The 19220-nt window shown below is 69.2% G+C and carries 14 protein-coding genes, 1 pseudogene and 1 riboswitch; of the genes and pseudogenes, 6 read left to right on the top strand and 9 right to left on the bottom strand.

Annotated features, from left to right (window positions below; all coding sequences use genetic code 11):
- Positions 1-245: 245 nt before the first annotated feature.
- Positions 246-2390 carry a catalase/peroxidase HPI gene (gene katG, locus P3W75_RS18850; protein ID WP_276228836.1) on the top strand — a complete coding sequence of 715 codons (2145 nt, stop codon included), beginning with the start codon at positions 246-248 and terminating at the stop codon, positions 2388-2390.
- Between the two features lie 50 nt (positions 2391-2440).
- On the opposite strand, the gene uvrA is transcribed toward katG, so the two are convergent.
- Positions 2441-5275: an excinuclease ABC subunit UvrA gene (gene uvrA / locus P3W75_RS18845; RefSeq protein WP_276228835.1), complete on the bottom strand. Its 2835-nt coding sequence runs from the start codon at positions 5273-5275 to the stop codon at positions 2441-2443.
- 210 nt (positions 5276-5485) lie between these two features.
- Between uvrA and P3W75_RS18840 the strand changes: the two genes are divergently transcribed.
- The 3 genes from P3W75_RS18840 (at position 5486) to P3W75_RS18830 (ending at position 7835) form a co-directional block, all read left to right on the top strand.
- Positions 5486-6874, top strand: coding sequence for an MFS transporter (locus P3W75_RS18840; protein ID WP_276228834.1), 1389 nt, complete (start codon positions 5486-5488; stop codon positions 6872-6874).
- Between the two features lie 18 nt (positions 6875-6892).
- On the top strand, positions 6893-7390 hold the full coding sequence (gene ssb, locus P3W75_RS18835) for a single-stranded DNA-binding protein (RefSeq protein WP_276228833.1): 498 nt from the start codon (positions 6893-6895) through the stop codon (positions 7388-7390).
- A gap of 256 nt (positions 7391-7646) precedes the next feature.
- The gene (locus P3W75_RS18830; RefSeq protein ID WP_276228832.1) at positions 7647-7835 is read left to right on the top strand and encodes a hypothetical protein; all 189 of its coding nucleotides are present in this window, start codon (positions 7647-7649) and stop codon (positions 7833-7835) included.
- Between the two features lie 87 nt (positions 7836-7922).
- Here the strand turns inward: P3W75_RS18830 and P3W75_RS18825 are convergent, their stop codons facing one another.
- The 7 genes from P3W75_RS18825 to cobG all read right to left on the bottom strand — a co-directional run bounded on the left by P3W75_RS18825 (position 7923) and on the right by cobG (position 16562).
- Positions 7923-10364, bottom strand: a complete 2442-nt coding sequence (locus tag P3W75_RS18825) for a TonB-dependent siderophore receptor (protein WP_276228831.1) — start codon at positions 10362-10364, stop codon at positions 7923-7925.
- Positions 10365-10507: 143 nt separating this feature from the next.
- On the bottom strand, positions 10508-11485 hold the full coding sequence (locus P3W75_RS18820; protein ID WP_276228830.1) for a FecR domain-containing protein: 978 nt from the start codon (positions 11483-11485) through the stop codon (positions 10508-10510).
- Positions 11482-11982: a sigma-70 family RNA polymerase sigma factor gene (locus tag P3W75_RS18815; protein WP_276228829.1), complete on the bottom strand. Its 501-nt coding sequence runs from the start codon at positions 11980-11982 to the stop codon at positions 11482-11484. Before P3W75_RS18815 ends, P3W75_RS18820 begins: the two co-directional genes overlap by 4 nt.
- Positions 11983-12213: 231 nt before the next feature.
- Positions 12214-13866, bottom strand: coding sequence for a precorrin-3B C(17)-methyltransferase (gene cobJ, locus P3W75_RS18810; protein WP_276228828.1), 1653 nt, complete (start codon positions 13864-13866; stop codon positions 12214-12216).
- Positions 13866-14609, bottom strand: coding sequence for a precorrin-2 C(20)-methyltransferase (locus tag P3W75_RS18805; RefSeq protein WP_276228827.1), 744 nt, complete (start codon positions 14607-14609; stop codon positions 13866-13868). The genes cobJ and P3W75_RS18805 overlap by 1 nt, the downstream gene beginning before the upstream one ends.
- Positions 14606-15232: a precorrin-8X methylmutase gene (locus P3W75_RS18800; protein ID WP_276228826.1), complete on the bottom strand. Its 627-nt coding sequence runs from the start codon at positions 15230-15232 to the stop codon at positions 14606-14608. The genes P3W75_RS18805 and P3W75_RS18800 overlap by 4 nt, the downstream gene beginning before the upstream one ends.
- Positions 15225-16562, bottom strand: coding sequence for a precorrin-3B synthase (cobG, locus tag P3W75_RS18795; protein WP_276228825.1), 1338 nt, complete (start codon positions 16560-16562; stop codon positions 15225-15227). The genes P3W75_RS18800 and cobG overlap by 8 nt, the downstream gene beginning before the upstream one ends.
- 87 nt (positions 16563-16649) lie before the next feature.
- Positions 16650-16833, bottom strand: a riboswitch (cobalamin riboswitch).
- Between the two features lie 79 nt (positions 16834-16912).
- On the opposite strand from cobG, the gene cbiE reads away from it, so the two are divergent.
- Both cbiE and P3W75_RS18785 read left to right on the top strand, forming a co-directional pair.
- The gene (gene cbiE, locus P3W75_RS18790) at positions 16913-18115 is read left to right on the top strand and encodes a precorrin-6y C5,15-methyltransferase (decarboxylating) subunit CbiE (RefSeq protein WP_276228824.1); all 1203 of its coding nucleotides are present in this window, start codon (positions 16913-16915) and stop codon (positions 18113-18115) included.
- The gene (locus P3W75_RS18785) at positions 18112-18849 is read left to right on the top strand and encodes a cobalt-precorrin-6A reductase (RefSeq protein WP_276228823.1); all 738 of its coding nucleotides are present in this window, start codon (positions 18112-18114) and stop codon (positions 18847-18849) included. The genes cbiE and P3W75_RS18785 overlap by 4 nt, the downstream gene beginning before the upstream one ends.
- Positions 18850-18990: 141 nt before the next feature.
- Here the strand turns inward: P3W75_RS18785 and P3W75_RS18780 are convergent.
- Positions 18991-19220 (bottom strand): annotated as a pseudogene (locus P3W75_RS18780) (hypothetical protein); the annotation flags it as partial.

Here is a 19220-nt window from a genome sequence, read left to right as displayed (position 1 = left end):
GAATGAACCCCTGTCGCCGTGAGGTAACAGGGGTTTTTTATTGTGCTGGAACTCGCCGCGCAGGGCCCGTGCGTGGCATCCGCGGGTGCCTCCGAGCACTTATCGGTTTTCCTGATTTCAAGAGATAAAAACTATCGAACTGTTGCTTTTCATAAATTGGTCCGCCCGGAGGAGCGGGTCTAGTCTTAACCCACCGTCGGCAGCAGTCGATCAGACCGACCCGATGAGGACAAAAGGAGAAAGCAATGTCGAATGAAGCTAAATGCCCGTTCCATTATGTCGCAGGTGGCGGCACCACCAACCAGGACTGGTGGCCGAATCAACTGAAGCTGGATGTGCTGAACCAGCACTCGGAAAGATCCAACCCGTTGGGCGAGAAGTTCAACTATCGCGACGAGTTCAAGAAACTCGACTACTCGGCCCTCAAGGCCGACCTCAAGCATCTGATGACCGATTCCCAGGAGTGGTGGCCAGCCGACTGGGGGCACTACGGTGGCCTGATGATCCGCATGGCCTGGCACGCCGCCGGGACCTACCGCATCGGTGACGGCCGTGGCGGCGCCGGTCGCGGCCAACAGCGCTTCGCCCCGCTGAATTCCTGGCCGGACAACGTCAGCCTGGACAAGGCCCGCCGCCTGCTGTGGCCGGTCAAGCAGAAGTACGGCCAGAAGATTTCCTGGGCCGACCTGATCGTCCTCGCCGGCAACGTCGCCCTGGAGACCATGGGCTTCCGTACCTTCGGCTTCGCCGCCGGTCGCGACGATGTCTGGGAGCCGGACACCGACGTCAACTGGGGTGACGAGAAAGCCTGGCTGGTTCACCGCGACCCCGAGGCCCTGGCCAAGAACCCGTTGGCCGCGACCGAGATGGGCCTGATCTACGTGAACCCGGAAGGCCCCAACGCCAGCGGCGACCCGCTGTCCGCGGCGGCGCCGATCCGCGCCACCTTCGGCAACATGGCGATGGACGACGAAGAAATCGTCGCGCTGATCGCCGGCGGCCACACCCTCGGCAAGACCCACGGGGCCGGCTCGGCCGACCATGTCGGGATTGCCCCCGAAGGCGGCGCCATCGAGGCGCAAGGCCTGGGCTGGACCAGCAGCTACGGTTCCGGTAGCGGCGCCGATGCGATCACCTCCGGTATCGAGGTGGTGTGGACGCAGACGCCGACCCAGTGGAGCAACCACTTCTTCGAGAACCTGTTCAAGTTCGAATGGGAGCAGACCCGCTCGCCCGCCGGCGCCATCCAGTGGGTCGCCAAGGACGCGCCGGAGAGCATTCCCGATCCCTTCGATCCGTCGAAGAAACGCAAGCCGACGATGCTCACCACTGACCTGACGCTGCGCTTCGACCCGGCCTTCGAGAAGATCTCGCGGCGCTTCCTCAACGATCCGCAGGCCTTCGCCGATGCCTTCGCCCGCGCCTGGTTCAAGCTGACCCACCGCGACATGGGGCCGAAAGCGCGTTACCTGGGCCCGGAAGTGCCGAAGGAAGACCTGATCTGGCAGGACCCGCTGCCGGCCGCCACGCACAAGCCGAGCGTTGCCGACATCGCCGACCTGAAGGCGAAGATCGCCGACTCCGGGCTGTCCGTCGCCGAGCTGGTGTCCACCGCCTGGGCTTCCGCCTCCACCTTCCGTGGCGGCGACAAGCGCGGCGGTGCCAACGGCGCGCGCATTCGCCTGGCGCCGCAGAAGGATTGGGACGCCAACAACCCCGCGCAGCTGGCCAAGGTGCTTGGCAAGCTCGAGGAAATCCAGAGGGAATCCGGCAAGGCCTCGCTGGCCGACGTGATCGTGCTGGCCGGCAACGTGGGTGTGGAGCAGGCCGCGAAGGCGGCCGGTGTACACGTCGACGTGCCCTTCGCGGCGGGCCGTGTGGACGCCCGTGAAGACCAGACCGACGTGCACTCCTTCGAGGCGCTGGAGCCCGTCGCCGACGGCTTCCGCAACTACAAGAGCGCGAACCCTGGCGCCACCACCGAGGCATTGCTGGTCGACAAGGCCCAGCTGCTGACGCTGACGGCGCCCGAGATGACCGTCCTGGTGGGCGGCCTGCGGGTGCTGGGTGCGAACTACGACGGTAGCGCCCATGGCGTTCTGACCAGCCGTCCTGGCGCGCTGAGCAACGACTTCTTCGTCAACCTGCTGGACATGGGCACCGTCTGGGCGCCGGTGGACGGCACGGCGGAAGTCTTCGAGGGCAAGGATCGCAAGTCTGGCGCGGCGAAATGGAGCGCCACCCGCGCCGACCTGATCTTCGGTTCGCACTCGGTGCTCCGCGCGCTGGCCGAGGTCTACGCCAGCAGCGACGCCAAGGAGAAGTTCGCCAAGGACTTCGTCGCCGCCTGGACCAAGGTGATGAACCTGGACCGCTTCGACCTGGCCTGATGCTCCTGCGCTAGAAAGAGAAAGCCCCGCTTCGGCGGGGCTTTTTCTTGTCAGGCGCGGTCGCGTTCGAGCAGCGGCTTGAGGAAGTGCCCGGTGTGCGAGGCGACGTTCTCCGCCACCTGCTCCGGGGTGCCGGTGGCGATGATCTGGCCACCTTTGGAGCCGCCCTCGGGGCCGAGGTCGACCAGCCAGTCGGCGGTCTTGATCACGTCGAGGTTGTGCTCGATCACCACCACGGTGTTGCCGTGGTCGCGCAGGCGGTGCAGCACATCGAGCAGTTGCTGGATATCCGCGAAGTGCAGGCCGGTGGTCGGCTCGTCGAGGATGTACAGGGTCTTGCCGGTGTCGCGCTTGGACAGCTCGCGGGACAGTTTGACCCGTTGTGCCTCGCCGCCGGATAGGGTGGTCGCGCTCTGCCCCAGCTTGATGTACGACAGCCCCACGTCCATCAGTGTCTGCAGCTTGCGGGCGATGGCCGGCACGGCGTCGAAGAACGCGCGGGCGTCCTCGATGGTCATGTCCAGCACCTCGGTGATGCTCTTGCCCTTGTAGCGGATCTCCAGGGTCTCGCGGTTGTAGCGCTTGCCCTTGCAGACGTCGCAGGGGACGTAGATGTCCGGCAGGAAGTGCATCTCCACCTTGATCACGCCGTCGCCCTGGCAGGCCTCGCAGCGGCCGCCCTTGACGTTGAACGAGAAGCGCCCCGGGCCGTAGCCGCGCGAGCGGGCTTCCGGCACGCCGGCGAACAGCTCGCGGATCGGGGTGAACAGCCCGGTGTAGGTCGCCGGGTTCGAGCGCGGGGTGCGGCCGATCGGGCTCTGGTCGATATCGACCACCTTGTCCAGGTGCTGCAGGCCGTCGAAGCTCTCGTAGGGCGCGACTTCGAGGGTGGTCGCGCCGTTGAGGGCGGTGGCGGTGATCGGGAACAGGGTGTTGTTGATCAGCGTCGACTTGCCCGAGCCGGACACGCCAGTGACGCAGGTGAACAGGCCGACCGGGATTTCAAGGTTGACGTTGCGCAGGTTGTTGCCGCGCGCACCCTTGAGCTTGAGCAGCTGCTTCTTGTTGCGCGGCGTGCGTTCGGCCGGAACGAGGATCTTCTGGCGCCCGGAGAGGTACTTGCCGGTCACCGAGTCGGGGTGGTTCATCACCTCGTCGGGGGTGCCCTCGGCGACGATCTGGCCGCCATGCACGCCGGCGCCGGGGCCGATGTCGACCACGTAGTCGGCGAGGCGGATGGCGTCCTCGTCGTGCTCCACCACGATTACCGTGTTGCCCAGGTTGCGCAGGTGGGTGAGGGTGCCCAGCAGGCGCTCGTTGTCGCGCTGGTGCAGGCCGATGGAGGGTTCGTCGAGGATGTACATCACGCCCACCAGGCCGGCGCCGATCTGGCTGGCCAGGCGGATGCGCTGGGCCTCGCCGCCGGACAGGGTGTCGGCGCTGCGGTCGAGGGTCAGGTAGTCGAGGCCGACGTTGACCAGGAACTGCAGACGCTCGCGGATTTCCTTGAGGATCTTCGCGGCGATCTCGCCGCGACGGCCGGTCAGGGTCAGGCTGGCGGCGTATTCGCTGGCTTCGCCCACCGGCATCGCGGTGATCGCCGGCAGGGTCCGGTCGCCCACCCAGACGTGGCGCGCTTCACGGCGCAGGCGGGTGCCATGGCAGTCCGGGCAGGGCTGGGTGCTCAGGAACTTGGCCAGCTCCTCGCGCACGGTGGCCGACTCGGTCTCGCGGTAGCGTCGCTCGAGGTTCGGCAGGATGCCTTCGAAGGGGTGCGCGCGCTTGACGATGTCGCCGCGGTCGTTGAGGTAGCGGAAGTCGACGTTCTCGCGGCCGGAGCCGTTGAGGATGAACTTCTGGTGCTCGGCGGGGAGGTCCTGGAACGGCTCCTCCAGGCTGAAGCCGAAGTGCGCGGCCAGCGAGCCGAGCATCTGGAAGTAGTAGACGTTGCGCCTGTCCCAGCCGCGGATGGCGCCTTCGGCCAGGGTCAGCTCGCCGTTGACCACCCGGCGCGCGTCGAAGAACTGCTTCACGCCCAGGCCGTCGCAGGTCGGGCAGGCGCCTGCCGGGTTGTTGAAGGAGAACAGCTTGGGCTCCAGCTCGCTGATGGAGTGGCCGCAGATCGGGCAGGCGAAGCGCGCGGAGAAGATCATCTCCTCGCCTTCTTCCCCGTCCATCGGTGCCACCAGGGCGATGCCGTCGGCGAGGTTGATCGCCGTCTCGAAGGACTCCGCCAGGCGCTGCTGCAGGTCGCCACGGACCTTGAAGCGGTCCACCACCACGTCGATGGAGTGCTTCTGCTTCTTGTCCAGCTTGGGCAGTTCGTCGAGCTCGTAGAGCTTGCCGTCGACCCGCGCGCGGACGAAGCCCTGGGCGCGCATTTCCTCGAACACCGCCAGGTGTTCGCCCTTGCGCTCGCGGATCACCGGGGCCAGCAGCATCAGCCGGCGGCCTTCGGGCAGCGCGAGCACCTGGTCGACCATCTGGCTGACGGTCTGCGCCTCCAGCGGGATGTCGTGGTCCGGGCAGCGCGGGATGCCGACGCGGGCATAGAGCAGGCGCAGGTAGTCGTAGATCTCGGTGATGGTGCCGACGGTGGAGCGCGGGTTGTGCGAGGTGGATTTCTGCTCGATGGAGATCGCCGGCGACAGGCCTTCGATGGTGTCGACGTCGGGTTTTTCCATCATCGAGAGGAACTGCCGGGCGTACGCCGACAGGGATTCCACGTAGCGCCGCTGGCCTTCGGCGTAGAGGGTGTCGAAGGCCAGGGAAGACTTGCCGGAGCCGGACAGGCCGGTGATCACGATCAGCTTGTCGCGCGGCAGGGTCAGGTCGATGTTCTTCAGGTTGTGGGTACGTGCCCCACGGATGAGGATCTTGTCCACAGCGGCCTCGCATGGCGGGCGAAAACCGTTGAGTATACGTTTCCCCGGCAGTACGCGGCAAAGTGGCGCGACTGTGCCGCTGGGCGGCAGGGCTGCTAGAATGCCCGGCTATTTTTCGGCGTCGGCGGCAGCCGGCCATCCGGGAACGGATGGGCACGCCATTGCGGGAGCACGAAGCACGCCCGCTCCAGTCATTCCCCTGAGGGACTTATGCACGATACCCACACTGAGCGCATGAGTGGCACCGAAACCCGCGCCGCCGTCGGCCTCTCCCTGGTCTTCGCGTTCCGCATGCTCGGCATGTTCATGGTCCTGCCGGTGCTGGCCACCTACGGCCAGGATCTGGCCGGCGCGACCCCGGCACTGATCGGCCTGGCCATCGGCGCCTACGGCCTGACCCAGGCCGTCCTGCAGATCCCCCTGGGCACGCTGTCCGACCGCATCGGCCGGCGGCCGATCATCGTCATCGGGCTGCTGGTGTTCGCCCTCGGCGCGGCCGTGGCGGCCAACGCCGACAGCATCTGGGGCGTGATCGCCGGGCGGGTGATCCAGGGCGCCGGGGCGATCTCCGCGGCGGTGATGGCGATGCTCTCGGACCTGACCCGCGAGCAGCATCGCACCAAGGCGATGGCCACCATCGGCATGAGCATCGGCGTGTCCTTCGCCGTGGCCATGGTCGCCGGCCCGGTGCTGACCCACCTGTTCGGCCTGCACGGGCTGTTCTGGTTCACCGCCGGCATGGCCCTGGTCGGCCTGCTGATGATCCTGTTCTTCGTGCCGACCCCGGACCACCGCCTGCAGCACCGCGAGTCCAGCGTGGCCGGCCAGGCGCTGCTGCCGACCCTGAAGAACCCCGACCTGCTGCGCCTGGATGCCGGCATCCTGGTCCTGCACGCAATCCTCATGGCCAGCTTCGTGGCCCTGCCGCTGGCGCTGGTCGAGCGCGCCGGGCTGCCCAAGGAAGAACACTGGTGGGTGTACCTGACCGCGCTGCTGGTGGGCTTCTTCGGCATGGTTCCGTTCATCATCTACGCCGAGAAGAAGCGCCAGATGAAACGCGTGCTGGCCGGCGCCGTGGCCACCCTGTTGCTGTGCGAGCTGTTCTTCTGGGAATTCGGCAACAGCCTCAAGGAACTGGTGTTCGGCATCATCGTCTACTTCACCGCGTTCAACCTGCTGGAGGCCTCGCTGCCGTCGCTGGTGAGCAAGGTGTCGCCGGCCGGCGGCAAGGGCACGGCGATGGGCGTGTACTCCACCAGCCAGTTCCTCGGCGCCGCCGTGGGCGGCATTCTCGGCGGCTGGATGTTCCAGCACGGCGGGCTCGACGGGGTGTTCATCGGCTGCGCGGTGTTGGCTGCCATATGGCTCGCGATTGCTGTTACCATGCGTGAACCGCCGTATGTAACGAGCATTCGCCTGCCTCTGTCCGACGAGGCCCTGCGCGATGCCGCGTTGGCCGAGCGTTTCAAGGCATTGCCCGGTGTGAGCGATGTGATGGTGGTCGCCGAAGAGGCCGCCGCTTATGTCAAAGTAGATTCCCAACAAGTTGATCGCACGTCCCTCGAGCGCCTGGCAGGCGCCGAGACGGCGACGTGCTGAAGCCTTTAGGAGAGCGTCATGGCCCGTGGGGTTAACAAAGTCATTCTGGTGGGTAACGTCGGTGGCGATCCGGAAACCCGCTACCTGCCCAACGGCAACGCGGTGACCAACGTCACCCTGGCCACCAGCGAGAGCTGGAAGGACAAGCAGACCGGCCAGCAGCAGGAACGTACCGAATGGCACCGCGTGGTGTTCTTCGGTCGCCTGGCGGAAATCGTCGCCGAGTACGTGCGCAAGGGTTCGCAGATCTACGTCGAAGGCAGCCTGCGTACCCGCAAGTGGCAGGGCCAGGACGGTAGCGACAAGTACACCACCGAGATCGTGGTGGACATCAACGGCAACATGCAGCTGCTCGGTGGCCGTCCGGGCGCCGGTGGCGACGACGCCCCGCGCGCGCCGCGCGAGCCGCAACAGCGTCCGCAGCAGGCCCCGCGTCCGGCGCCGCAGCAACAGCAGGCTCCGGCCCCGCAACCGGCCGCCGACTACGACAGCTTCGACGACGACATTCCGTTCTAATCGTCGGACCGGTCCGAAAAGGCCCGGCATTCCCACCAGGGGATGCCGGGCCTTTTTCATTCCTGCGGGCGATGCCCGCGAATCGCGCGCATGGCGCGCTCCTACGGGGGCGGGGAGCGGTGATCCGCGCCAATTCCGTGCCAGGGTTCCTCACGGTTTTCGCAAAAATCCTTTGCCGAAGCGGGTGTTTCGTTAGCTGGCTAATTAAGTGAATCTGGCTCCGCCTTGATGCAAGTCAAACAACGGAGAAAAACCGATGAGCGTAGTTGTCACTGAGCGCGACGAAGACCACAAATCCCGCGAATTCCGCGCCCTCGGCCGACGCTGCTGGGACGTGCACCAGCAGGGCCTGCTGGTTGGCGTGTTCCACAGCGAGCAGGAGGCCCACGCCTACCGCGAGAGCCTGGAGCGCGAGGAGGTTCAGCTGCACCCGGAGCGTTACTGAAGCCATCCTGGAGGGCTTGCTCGCGAACGGGAAGCGGGTTCGCGAGCAAGCTCGCTCCTACGGGAGCGCGATGGCTTCGGCTGCGGATCAGAACGCGTAGTTCACCGTGGCGGTGACGTTGCGCTTCTCGCCGAAGTAGCAGTAGTCGAGGTTGTAGCAGGAGGCCACGTAGTCCTTGTCCAGCAGGTTGTTGGCGTTGAGGCTGACGTCCAGGCCCTTCATGCCCAGCTTGCCGAGGTCGTAGCCGATGCGCGCGTCGACCAGGGTGTAGTCCGGCACGCGCAGGGTGTTTTCCTTGTCGGCCCAGGTTTCGCCGACGTAGCGCGCGCCGCCGCCGAGGCTGAAGCCGTCCAGCGGGCCGGCGTCGAAGGCGTAGTCGGCCCACACCGAGGCCATGTGCTTGGGCGCCTGGTTCGGGGTGTGGCCCTGGTTGCCGTCCAGCGCCTTGGTGTAGGTGATGTCGGTGTAGGTGTAGCTGCCGAGCAGCTTCAGGTTCCTGGTCGCCTGGATGTGCGCTTCCAGCTCCAGGCCCTGGGAACGGATTTCGCCGACCGAGGTGTAGAAGTTGTCCTGCGGCTCCTTGGTCGCCACGTTTTCCTGGGTGATGTGGAACAGCGAGGCGGTGTACAGGCTGTCGCCGCCCGGCGGCTGGTACTTCAGGCCCAGCTCCCACTGCTTGCCCTCGGTGGGCGCGAGCGGGGTGCCGTTCTGGTCGGAGTAGGCGTTGGGGTTGAACGACTCGGAGTAGCTCACATAGGGCGCGACGCCGTTGTCGAACAGGTAGAGCGCGCCGACGCGGCCGGTGAATTTCTTCCAGTCGTCGTCGGCCTTGCTGCCGCTGCTGCGGTTCTTGTCCTCGACGCTGACCCAGTCCTGGCGCATGCCCAGGGAGAAGCGCCAGTTGTCGAGGTCGATCAGGTCCTGGGCGTAGAGGCCGGTCTGCTCCAGGCGACGCGTGTGGTTGTCGTCCGGGTAGTAGCTGATGGCGTCGTTGCCGTACACCGGGTCGAAGGCGTCGAGCGGCGCGACCGAACCCGACGACCAGTCCACCGAGGTGTGCCGGCGCTGGTAGTCCAGGCCCATCAGCAGGGTGTGGCGGGCGGCGCCGGTGGCGAATTCGGCCTGGGCCATGTTGTCGATGATGTAGGCCTCCAGGCGCTCGCGGGCGCCGGAGAAGTAGCGGGTCAGCTCGTTGCTGGAGGGCGAGGTCCAGCCGTAGCCGTAGACCTGCGAGAGGCTCACGTCGGACTGCAGGTAGCGGAAGTTCTGCCGCGCCGACCAGACATCGTCGATGCGGTGTTCCAGCTGGTAGCCGAACATGCGCTGGGTACGGTCGAAGTCGTCCAGGCTCGGTTCGCCGTCGAAGAACTCGCGGTCGATCTTGCGGCCGTTGTGGTGGTACAGCGCGCCGTCGGCCGGCACGCCGCTGTGGTAGCCGCCGTTGGGGTCGTGCTGCAGGTAGCCCTGGAGGGTCAGGCTGGTGTCGTCGTTGAAGTCGATGGCCAGGCTCGGGGCGATGGCGTAGCGCTCTTCCTTGACGTGGTCGAACTGGGTGTCCGAACCCTTGCCCAGGCCGACCACGCGGTAGGCGACGCGCTTTTCCTCGTCCAGCGGGCCGCTGAAGTCGAAGCCCAGCTCCTTCTGGCCCATGTTGCCGACGCTGCCGGTGATCTGGTGGTAGTCCTCGTACAGCGGCTTCTTGCTGGTCAGCGCCACCAGGCCGCCGGGCAGGCTGCGGCCGTAGAGCACCGAGGACGGGCCCTTGAGCACGTCGATGCGTTCGAGGAAGTACGGGTCGACCTGCATCGAGCTGAAGGTGCCGCTGTCGCCCATGGCCTTGAGGCCGTCGAGGTAGACGTTGTCCACGCTGTTGTCGGCGAAGCCGCGCATGACGATGTAGTCGTAGCGGTTGGAGGCGCCGACCTGGCCGGTGAAGATCCCCGGCGTGTAGCGGATCGCCTGCTGCACGGTCTTCGAGGCCTGGTCCTGGATCTGCTCGCGGGTCACCACCGAAACGCTCTGGCTGGTCTCCAGCAGGGCCTTGGAGGTCTTGGTGGCGATCTGGCTGTGGGTGGCCAGGTAGCCGTCCTCGCTGCCCAGCGCGTTGCCCAGGGCGAACACGTTGCTCGATGGCAGCGCCAGGGCGTCCTTCGGCGCGGCCGCGCGCAGCACGTAGCTGCCGTCGCCCTGGTCCTCGGCTTCCAGCGGCGTGTCGGCGAGCAGGCGCGCCAGGCCCTGGTCCACCGAGTAGGTGCCGTTGAGCCCCGGCGACTGCAGGCCGGCGGTCTGTTGCGGGGTGGCCGAGAGGGTGATCGCGGCTTCGCGGGCGAAGTGGTTGAGCACCTCGCCCAGCGGCCCGGCGGGAATCGCGTAGGCGCGGCTGCGGGTGACGCTGGCGGCGTCGGCGGCCCAGGCCGCGACCGGCATGGCGCTGCCCAGGGCGGCGCACAGCAGGGCGCCGCGCACGGCTGTGGAGAGGCGGCTGGCGGGGGAGTTCGGGGCGGACGATCGAGCCTGGGCTGCACGCATGGAGGGGTATCCGTCAGGGCGGGAAATGAGAGGGTTTATCTCCATGCCGGGGCAGTGTGGGAAACCCGACAAAAATAATTCTCATCCGCGAAAAATGTTTCCGATGGTGCCCATGCGGCTCGCTCCTACAGGGAACGTTGGCGTCAGGTGCGGGCTTCGACGGTGATCCACCAGCCGCTGCGACGCTGCACGCGCACCGGCAGGGTGCGCGGCAGCAGGTCGAGGAGCTTGTCGGTGTCGTCCAGGCGGAATACCCCGGACAGGCGCAGGTCGGCGATCGCCGGGTCGCAGCCGAGGTGGCCGTGGCGGTAGCGCGCGATTTCGCCGAGGAAGTCGGCCAGGCGCATGTCGCGGGTGACGATCAGGCCTTCGGCCCAGGCGCCGTTGTCCATCGGCGTGGTGGCCTGCGGGCTGGCGCCGTCGGGGCTGACGCGAAAGCTCTGGCCGGCTTCGGCCACCCGGCTGGCGCTGCCGAGGCGGCGCGGGGCGATGGCCACCGCGCCGCGCTGCACGCCGAGCAGGCTGTCGGCTTCACCCTGGCGCAGCACGAAGCGCGCGCCCAGGGCTTCGAACAGGGCGTCGCGGGTGCGCACGCGCAGTGGCCGGCTCGGGTCGCTGGCGGCGTTGACGAGGATTTCCCCGCGCTGCAGCACCAGCAGGCGCTGGCGCGGGGCGAAGAAGACGTCGACGGCGCTGTCGGTGTTCAGTTGCAGTTCGCTGCCGTCGGCGAGGGTGAAGCGCTTGCGCTCGCCGACGCCGCTGGCGTAGTCGGCGCTCCAGCGTTGCCAGGGGCCGAGGTCGCGGCCCAGCCAGAGCGCGGAGCCGCCCACGGCCATCAGCGAGAGCAGTTTCAGGGCCTGGCGTCGTTGCAGGCGCTGGTTGCCTTTCTCCAGGGTTTCCAGGGCCACGCGGCTGCCCGGCACGCTCTGGTAGCCACCGCGCAGCTCATCGTTCAGCGACTGCACGCGTTGCCAGGCGAGCTCGTGCTCGGCACGCTGGGCGCGCCAGTGGGCGCAGGCTTCCTGCAATGAAGGGTCGGGGTTGCCGGCCAGGCGCAGCATCCACTGGATGGCCTGCTTGACCACCCGCGCCTCGGGCTGCATTTCGACGCTGGCGTTCATTCGGCGTAGCGCGCCTGGTAGCAGTGGTACAGCGCCTCGGCCACGTAGCGCTCCACCGAGCGTACCGAGACGCCGAGCTGCGTGGCGATCTGCGCATGCGGCAGACCCTCGCACTGGGCCAGCAGGAAGGCGCTGCGGACCTTGGGCTTGAGGCCGTCGAGCAGGCGGGCGATGTTCTCCAGCAGCTCAAGGAGCAACTCGCGGGTTTCCACCGACGGCACCTCGGCTTCCGGCAGCAGGGCCAGGGTTTCCAGGTAGGCGCGCTGCAGTTCCTCGCGACGCCAGTGGTCGATCACCAGGCCGCGGGCGATGGTGCGCAGGAAGGCGCGCGGGGTGCGCAGTTCCAGCAACTCCTGCTTGAGCAGCACGCGCAGGAAGGTGTCCTGGGCGAGGTCGGCGGCATCCGCGGCGTTACCCAGGCGGCTGCGCAGCCAGCCACGCAGCCAGCCGTGGTGGTCACTGTACAGCCGGTCGAGGTCGAGAGTGGAGGAGGCCATGGGCGCCGCAGATGAGGTAAATGATAATTTGTCGCATTTTCATCAAGGCACTGGCCTTTTGCAAGCGGGCGCCGAACTTCCAGGGACGTAGCCAACGCCCGGTCAACACTGGAACCGCCGGGGACCAGGGCCAAACGGCGGATAACGCCGTAGGCGTTATGCGCCCTACGCCAGGTCCTCCCCTGATGTAGGGCGCATGACCGTTCGCGGTTATCCGCCGCGTGGCCTGCCTCAGCGATACCAGCGCGGGGTGTAGACCCAGTCGCCGCCGCCGGCGCGGGGGAAGCGGCGGGTCAGCGACGAGCCGATGATGACCAGGGTGCGCATGTCGACCATTTCCGGTTGCAGCTCGCCGAGGGTCAGGCTGCGCAGCGCCTCGGCCGGGCGGCCGATGTCGCGGCCGAGCACCACCAGGGTTTCCGCCGCGCGGTGCCGGCGGACGATCTCCAGGGCGCGGCCGAGCTGCCAGGGGCGGGCTTTGGAGATCGGGTTGTAGAAGGCCATCGCCAGGTCGGCGGCGCCGGCGTGGTCGAGGCGTTTCTCGATGACCTCCCAGGGCTTGAGGTTGTCGGACAGCGAGATCAGGCAGAAATCGTGGCCCAGCGGCGCGCCGGCCTTGGCTGCGGCGGCCAGGGCGGCGGAGACGCCGGGCAGCACTTCCAGCTCGACGTTGTGCCAGTCCGCGTCGGCGCTCTCGTGCAGGGCCTCGACCACGGCCGCGGCCATGGCGAAGACGCCGGGGTCGCCGGACGACACCACCACCACCCGGCGTCCGCTGGCGGCCAGTTCGAAGGCATGGCGGGCGCGCTGCATCTCTTCGCGGTTGTCGCTGCAGTGGCGCACCTGGTCGGCGCGCAGCGGCTCGGCCATCTTCACGTAGGTTTCGTAGCCGAGCAGGTCCTGGGCTTCGTCCAGGGCGCGGCGCACCGCCGGGGTCATGTGTGCGGCGGCGCCGGGGCCGAGGCCGATCACGCTCAGGCGACCACGCGCTCGGCCTATGGCGGCGGCCTGTTCGGGCGACGCGGCGAGGCGCAGCCGGATGCCTTCATCCGTCGCCAGCACGTCCGGCAATGCTTCCGAATCGATGAAGCGCAGCGCCACGCCGAGCGCCTGGGCGGCTTCGGCCAGGCGCGTATCGGCCATATGGCGGCGCGGGGCGAGCAGGGCGGCGAGGGCGGCTTCGGCCAGCCCGGCCTGGTGCAGCGCCTGGCGGACCAGGGCGACGAGGTTGTCCACCGGCTCGGCCACTTCGGCCAGCAGCTGGCGCGGGTGGATCAGCAGTTCATCGCGCTGCGCCGGGCGCGCCGCGCAGGTCACCCGCACGCTGCGCCGGGCGTCTTCGGCCAGCGGCAGGCTTGCGCTGGCCAGCCAGGGCGCTTCGCCGTCGATGCGCAGGCTCTCGCCGCCGAGCAGGTCGGCGACGAAGCGCTTGCCCTGCTCGATGTCGGCCAGCACGTAGCCTTCCGGCGGCTCCAGCAGGCAGGTGCCGAAGCGCAGCTCGCCGCTGGTGGTGATGGCCGGCGCCACTTCCAGCGCGGCGGCGATCTCGCGGGCCAGGCGGTTGACCCCGGCCAGGCCGCCGAGCAGCGGCACCACGGCGCTGCCGTCTTCGGCCAGGGCCAGCACCGGCGGCTCGGCGCCCTTTTCCTGCAGCGCCGGCGCCAGGCTGCGGATGACGATGCCGGCGGCGCACAGGGCGATGATCGGGGTGTTGCTGCGGTACAGCGCGCGCAGGTTGTCGCCGAACTCCTGATAGGACTCGTCGACGCCCTCGACGCGGCCTTGCAGGCCGTGGATGCGCGCCTGTGGATAAAGCGCCTGCACGCGGCGGGCGGTGGCCAGGGCGCTGGCGCCGAGGATGACGATGGCGGGAGAGGCGTTCATCAGCCGCGCCACCTCTCACCGGGGATCACCACCATGGAGAAGTAGGGCGAAGCCATCGGGTCCACCTCGTCCAGCGCCACGATGCGTTGCTCGCGCATGGTCGCGCGCTCGACATAGTGCGCGCCGTCGTCGCGACCCAGTTCGCGGAGCACGCGGCGGACCTTGTCGAAGTTGCGCCCGAGCTTCATCACCACCGCCGCGTCGGCGCTGGCCAGGCGCTGCTTCAGCTCCTCTTCCGGCAGCACCCCGGAAAGCACCGAGAGGCTCTGGTTGCGGTACACCAGCGGCACGCCGAGCACCGCCGCGCTGCCCAGCATGGAGCAGACGCCGGGCACCACTTCGGCCGGGTAGCGCTCGGCCAGGCGGTCGTGCAGGTACATGTAGGAGCCGTAGAAGAACGGGTCGCCCTCGCAGATCACCGCGACGTCGCGACCGGCGTCCAGGTGGGCGGCCACCTGCTCGGCGGCGGTGTCGTAGAAGTCGCTGATGACGCTTTCGTAGGTCAGCGGCGGCTCCAGTTTCTCGGTGGTCACCGGGTACACCAGCGGCAGCCGCGCCTGGTTCTCGCCCAGGTGCTGCTCGATGATGCCGAAGGCGTTGCCGCCGTGGCCGGCGTGGTGCTTGGCCTTGGCCACGAAGTAGGCGACCACGGGCGCGGCTTGCAGCAGGCGCAGGGCCTTGAGGGTGATCAGCTCGGGGTCGCCGGGGCCGACGCCGAGACCGAGGAGGCGGCCAGTCATCATTCCACCTCCGTGGCCAGGGCGTTCACCGCGGCGGCGGCCATGGCGCTGCCACCGCGACGGCCGCGGACGATCACGTAGGGCACGCCACGGCTGTCGGCGGCGAGCAGGTCCTTGGACTCGGCGGCGCCGACGAAGCCCACCGGGAAGCCGAGGATCAGCGCCGGTTTCGGTGCGCCTGCATCGAGCATTTCCAGCAGGTAGAAGAGCGCGGTGGGCGCGTTGCCGATCACCACCACGCTGCCCTCCAGGTGTTCGCGCCAGTGCTCCAGGGCCACCGCCGAGCGGGTGTTGCCCAGCTCGCGGGCCAACGCCGGTACGTCCGGATCGTTGAGCGTGCAGATCACCCGGTTGTCCGCCGGCAGGCGCGCGCGAGTGATGCCTTCGGCGACCATGCGCGCGTCGCAGAGGATCGGCGCGCCCTTGGCCAGGGCCTCGCGGCCGGCCGTTCCGGCGCCGGGGGAGAAGCGCAGGTCCTGGACCACGTCGACCATGCCGCAGGCGTGGATCACCCGCACGGCGAGTTTCTCCAGGTCGGCGGGGATCGCCGAGAGGTCGGATTCGGCGCGGATGGTGGCGAAGGACTGGCGGTAGATCGCCTGGCCGTCACGGATGTAGTCAAGCATCGGGAAACACTCCGGGATCGCGCAGCCGGTGGGCGGCGTCGTCGAGGGTCAGGTGGCGCGCCAGCGGCTGGCCGAAGCCGGCGTGGCCGGTGGCGCGGCGGTAGAGGTCGTAGCGGCCGTCGGCGACGGCCAGCAGGGTCAGCGGGGCGACGTGGGCGGCGGCGCAGGAGCGCGGGCAGCCACACAGGTGTACGCCCGGCGGCAGCGGCGCGCGCAGGCGCTCGGCGAGGCGCAGGGCGTCGCCCTTGGTGTCGGCCAGGCCGCGCGCGCAGCCGCTCGAGCCGCTGCAGGCGATCAGCCGCGCCAGGGGTTGTTCGGCGGCGGTGAGCAGGCCCAGGCCGGCGAGCGCGGCGAGGGTCGACGCGGCGTATTCGGCCGGGACATTGGGCAGCAGCACGCCCTGCCAGGGCGTCAGGCGCAGGCTGCCGTCACCGCGCTGTTCCGCCAGGTCGGCGAGGGCTTGCAGGCGACGGCTGTCGAGACGGCCGAGGGCGAAGCCGGCGCCGACGCTGCACAGGCCGGGCTGGCGCTGTGGGCGAACGCCGAGCTGGGCGAAGGGCTCGACGGCGGCGCGGAGCCAGTTGTCCACAGCCGCGCCGCGTTGCAGGGGCAGGTCGAGGCGCGCCAGGAGTTCGTCGGCGGAGGTTTTCGCCAGCAGCTGGCGCATGCGCGAGATGCCTTCGCCGGCGAGGTCGAGAAACCGGTTGAGCAGGGCTTCCACCAGGGCCGGCACCTGCTCGCCGGCGACGGCGGCGAGGGCCGGGCGGTCGCCGGCGCGCAGCGGCGGGCAGCCGGCCAGGCCGAAGGCGAAGCGCCCGGCGTCCATGGCCGACAGCCAGATGTCATGGGGGTGTTCGAGCATCGCCAGGCTTTCGCCGCCGTCAAGCTGCACGGCGAACTTGGGCGACAGGGCGTGGAAGCGCGGGGTGTCCTGCAGCAGGTCGAGCAGTTGCGTGGCCAGTGGCGAGATGTCCCGGGCCTGGGCCGGGTCGAGGCCGGCGAGCGGGCTGAGCAGCAGGTTGCGCACATCGTCGGCGGCGGCCACGCGCGGGCCCAGGCCGGCGGCCAGCAGCACGGCGGGCAGCGCCGTTTCGGCGCCGGCGTGGACGCCGCGAATCTGCAGGTTGGCGCGGTTGGTCGCCTCCAGCACGCCGTCGGCGTAGCGCTCGGCGGCCTCGGCGATGGCGCGCGCGCCCTCGGCTTGCAGGCGGCCGCCGGGCAGCTTGATGCGGCAGATGCCTCCGTCGGCCGAGGCGACGATGCGCAACAGCCCCGGACAGGCCGAGGGACGGATTTCGACAGGGGGGACGACGGGCGGCTGGCTCGGCACAGGGTCACCATGGCTGGGTCGCGGTGACCTTGCGGGCGCCCACCGGGCAGCCTCACAACATCGATACACCCCGCTCGATGTTTGCACTCGCGACTGGTTTCGTCGGCAGGTCTCCTGGCTGGCAGGTCATGGTCCGACGCGGCCTTCCCGGTTTCCCAGTGGCCAATGACGCGTGGACTCGCTGCTTACAGTTGCGGGGGCAGCCGCGCTTGGATCACTCCCGCGCGTTCCCTCTTCGGCCCTGATGGGCACCGACGAAGGCTGTATTATGCCCGCTTTGCCCGACCCCTTGAAAACCCTGCCCGTCGGAACGCCCGGCGGCACGCTGTCGCAACCCGCGAGGAATCCCCATGAGCTGCTGGCTGACCATCGTAGGCATCGGCGAGGACGGTTACGCCGGCCTCGGCAGGAGCGCGCGGCGCGCGCTGCTGGGGGCCACCGAGGTGTTCGGTGGGCAGCGCCAGCTGGAGCTGCTGCCGCATTGCCTGACGGCGCGCCGCAGCGCCTGGCCCAGCCCCTTCGACCTGGCCCCGCTGCTGGCCCGGCGCGGCGAGCCGACCTGTGTGCTGGCCAGCGGCGACCCGATGTTCTTCGGCGTCGGCGCGAGCCTGGCGCGGCAATTGCCGGTGGAGGAAATGCGCGTGCTGCCGGCGCCGTCCTCGGTGAGCCTGGCCGCCGCGCGCCTGGGCTGGCCGTTGCAGGACGTCGAGCTGGTGTCGCTGGTCGGGCGTCCTCTCGCCACGCTGAACGCCCGTCTGCACCATGGCCGGCGCCTGCTGGTGCTGAGCAACGACGGCGGCAGCCCGGCGGCGATCGCCGCGTTGCTGCGCGAACGTGGTTTCGCGTCGAGCCGGCTGAGCGTGCTGGAGTACCTGGGCGGCGAGCGCGAGCGGCGCATCGACGGCCTGGCCGCCGACTGGTCGCTGGCCGAGGCCGCCGCGCTCAATGTGCTGGCGATCGACTGCCAGGCCGGCGCCGACGCCCGGCGCCTGGCGCTGACCCCGGGGCTGGCCGACGACGCCTACCGCCACGACGGCCAACTGACCAAGCGCGACGTTCGCGCGGTGACCCTCGCACGGCTGGCGCCGGAGCCCGGCGAGCTGCTCTGGGACGTCGGCGCCGGCTGCGGCTCCATCGGCATCGAGTGGATGCGCGCGCACCCCAGCTGCCGAGCCCTCGCCATCGAGGCCGACGCAGGCCGCCAGGGCCACATCGCGCACAACCGTGACGCCCTCGGCGTGCCCGGCCTGCAACTGGTGGCCGGCCGCGCGCCGGAAGCGTTAGAGGGCCTGGAGGCGCCGGACGCGATCTTCATCGGTGGCGGCGTCACCGTGCCCGGTGTCCTGGAACACTGCTGGGCCGCCCTCAAGCCCGGTGGCCGCCTGCTGGCCAACGCCGTGACCCTGCAGAGCGAAGCCGCCCTGGTGGACTGGCGCGAGCGCCACGGCGGCGAGCTGATCCGCCTGCAGGTGTCCCAGGCCCAGGCGCTGGGCAGCTTCGACACCTGGCGCGCGGCGCTGCCGATCACTTTGCTGGCGCTGCGCAAGCCATGAGCGGCAAGCGTGTGCTGCTGCTCGGCGGCATCGGCGAGGCGCTGAACCTCGCCCGTCACCTGGGCCCGGAGCACCTGTACAGCCTCGCCGGGCTGGGCAAGGTGCCGGACGACCTGGCCTGCCAGGTGCGCGTCGGCGGCTACGGCGGCGCCGAGGGCCTGGCGGCCTTCATCGCCGAGCAGGGTTACGACCTGTTGCTCGACGCCACCCATCCCTACGCCGCGCAGATCAGCCGCAACGCCGCCCGCGCCGCGCAGCTGGCCGGCGTGCCCTGCTGGGCATTGCGCCGCCCCGGCTGGACGGCTGGGCCGGACGACGACTGGCGCGAAGTGGCCGACTGGCCGGCGCTGATCGCCGCGCTGGCGCCGTTCCGGCGGCCGCTGTTCACCCTCGGTCGCGAGCCGCTGGAGCACCTCGACGAGATTCCGCCCAGCCAGTTCTGGACCGTGCGCTGCCTGCAAAGCCTGCCGGGCACCGCGCGCGCCGAGGTGCTGGGCGCGCGCGGGCCGTTCAGCCTGGACGGCGAGCGCGAATTGTTCGAGCGCCTGCGCAGCGACGTGCTGGTGAGCAAGAACAGCGGCAGCCAGGCCACCGAGCCGAAGCTGCAGGTGGCGCGCGAGCTGGGCCTGCCGGTGCTGATCCTGGCGCGGCCGGCGCTGCCGGAAGTGGATCGGCGCTTCGACAGCGTCGAGGCATTGTGGGAAGCATTGACGCCGCTTCTGCCGGGCGAATGAAGCGGAACGCTTTATCCGCCGACTGACCCGTTAATCCTTGCCTGTCAGAGCCCCTCTCCCCAACCCTCTCCCGCAAGCGGGAGAGGGGGCCGTTCGGCGTGGGCGGGTTGTCCGGCGCCAGCCGTCGCGTTCGCCGGGGGATCAGGCGCCGCCGCGATCGTCACCCGGTTCGGCATGGTTGCCGTGATCGTCACCGGCCTCGGCGTGCTGGCCGTGGTCGTCGCCGGGCTCGGCGTGATTGCCATGGTCGTCACCGGCCTCGGCGTGGTTGCCATGGTCGTCACCGGCCTCGGCGTGGTTGCCGTGGTCATCGCCCGCTTCGGAGTGATTGCCATGGTCGTCGCCGGCTTCGGAATGGGTGCCGCTGCGGC

It is taken from the genome of Pseudomonas citronellolis (genome assembly GCF_029335315.1).
Taxonomy (GTDB): domain Bacteria; phylum Pseudomonadota; class Gammaproteobacteria; order Pseudomonadales; family Pseudomonadaceae; genus Pseudomonas; species Pseudomonas citronellolis_A.
This window is presented reverse-complemented; position numbering and strand designations above follow the sequence as displayed.

What these genes read in the sequence shown, in the direction of transcription:
- katG (WP_276228836.1), top strand. Translation starts at nt 246, where the DNA reads ATGTCGAATGAAGCTAAATGCCCGTTCCATTATGTCGCAGGTGGCGGC.
- P3W75_RS18840 (WP_276228834.1), top strand. Translation starts at nt 5,486, where the DNA reads ATGCACGATACCCACACTGAGCGCATGAGTGGCACCGAAACCCGCGCC.
- ssb (WP_276228833.1), top strand. Translation starts at nt 6,893, where the DNA reads ATGGCCCGTGGGGTTAACAAAGTCATTCTGGTGGGTAACGTCGGTGGC.
- P3W75_RS18830 (WP_276228832.1), top strand. Translation starts at nt 7,647, where the DNA reads ATGAGCGTAGTTGTCACTGAGCGCGACGAAGACCACAAATCCCGCGAA.
- P3W75_RS18825 (WP_276228831.1), bottom strand. Translation starts at nt 10,364, where the DNA reads ATGCGTGCAGCCCAGGCTCGATCGTCCGCCCCGAACTCCCCCGCCAGC.
- P3W75_RS18820 (WP_276228830.1), bottom strand. Translation starts at nt 11,485, where the DNA reads ATGAACGCCAGCGTCGAAATGCAGCCCGAGGCGCGGGTGGTCAAGCAG.
- P3W75_RS18815 (WP_276228829.1), bottom strand. Translation starts at nt 11,982, where the DNA reads ATGGCCTCCTCCACTCTCGACCTCGACCGGCTGTACAGTGACCACCAC.
- cobJ (WP_276228828.1), bottom strand. Translation starts at nt 13,866, where the DNA reads ATGAACGCCTCTCCCGCCATCGTCATCCTCGGCGCCAGCGCCCTGGCC.
- P3W75_RS18805 (WP_276228827.1), bottom strand. Translation starts at nt 14,609, where the DNA reads ATGATGACTGGCCGCCTCCTCGGTCTCGGCGTCGGCCCCGGCGACCCC.
- P3W75_RS18800 (WP_276228826.1), bottom strand. Translation starts at nt 15,232, where the DNA reads ATGCTTGACTACATCCGTGACGGCCAGGCGATCTACCGCCAGTCCTTC.
- cbiE (WP_276228824.1), top strand. Translation starts at nt 16,913, where the DNA reads ATGAGCTGCTGGCTGACCATCGTAGGCATCGGCGAGGACGGTTACGCC.
- P3W75_RS18785 (WP_276228823.1), top strand. Translation starts at nt 18,112, where the DNA reads ATGAGCGGCAAGCGTGTGCTGCTGCTCGGCGGCATCGGCGAGGCGCTG.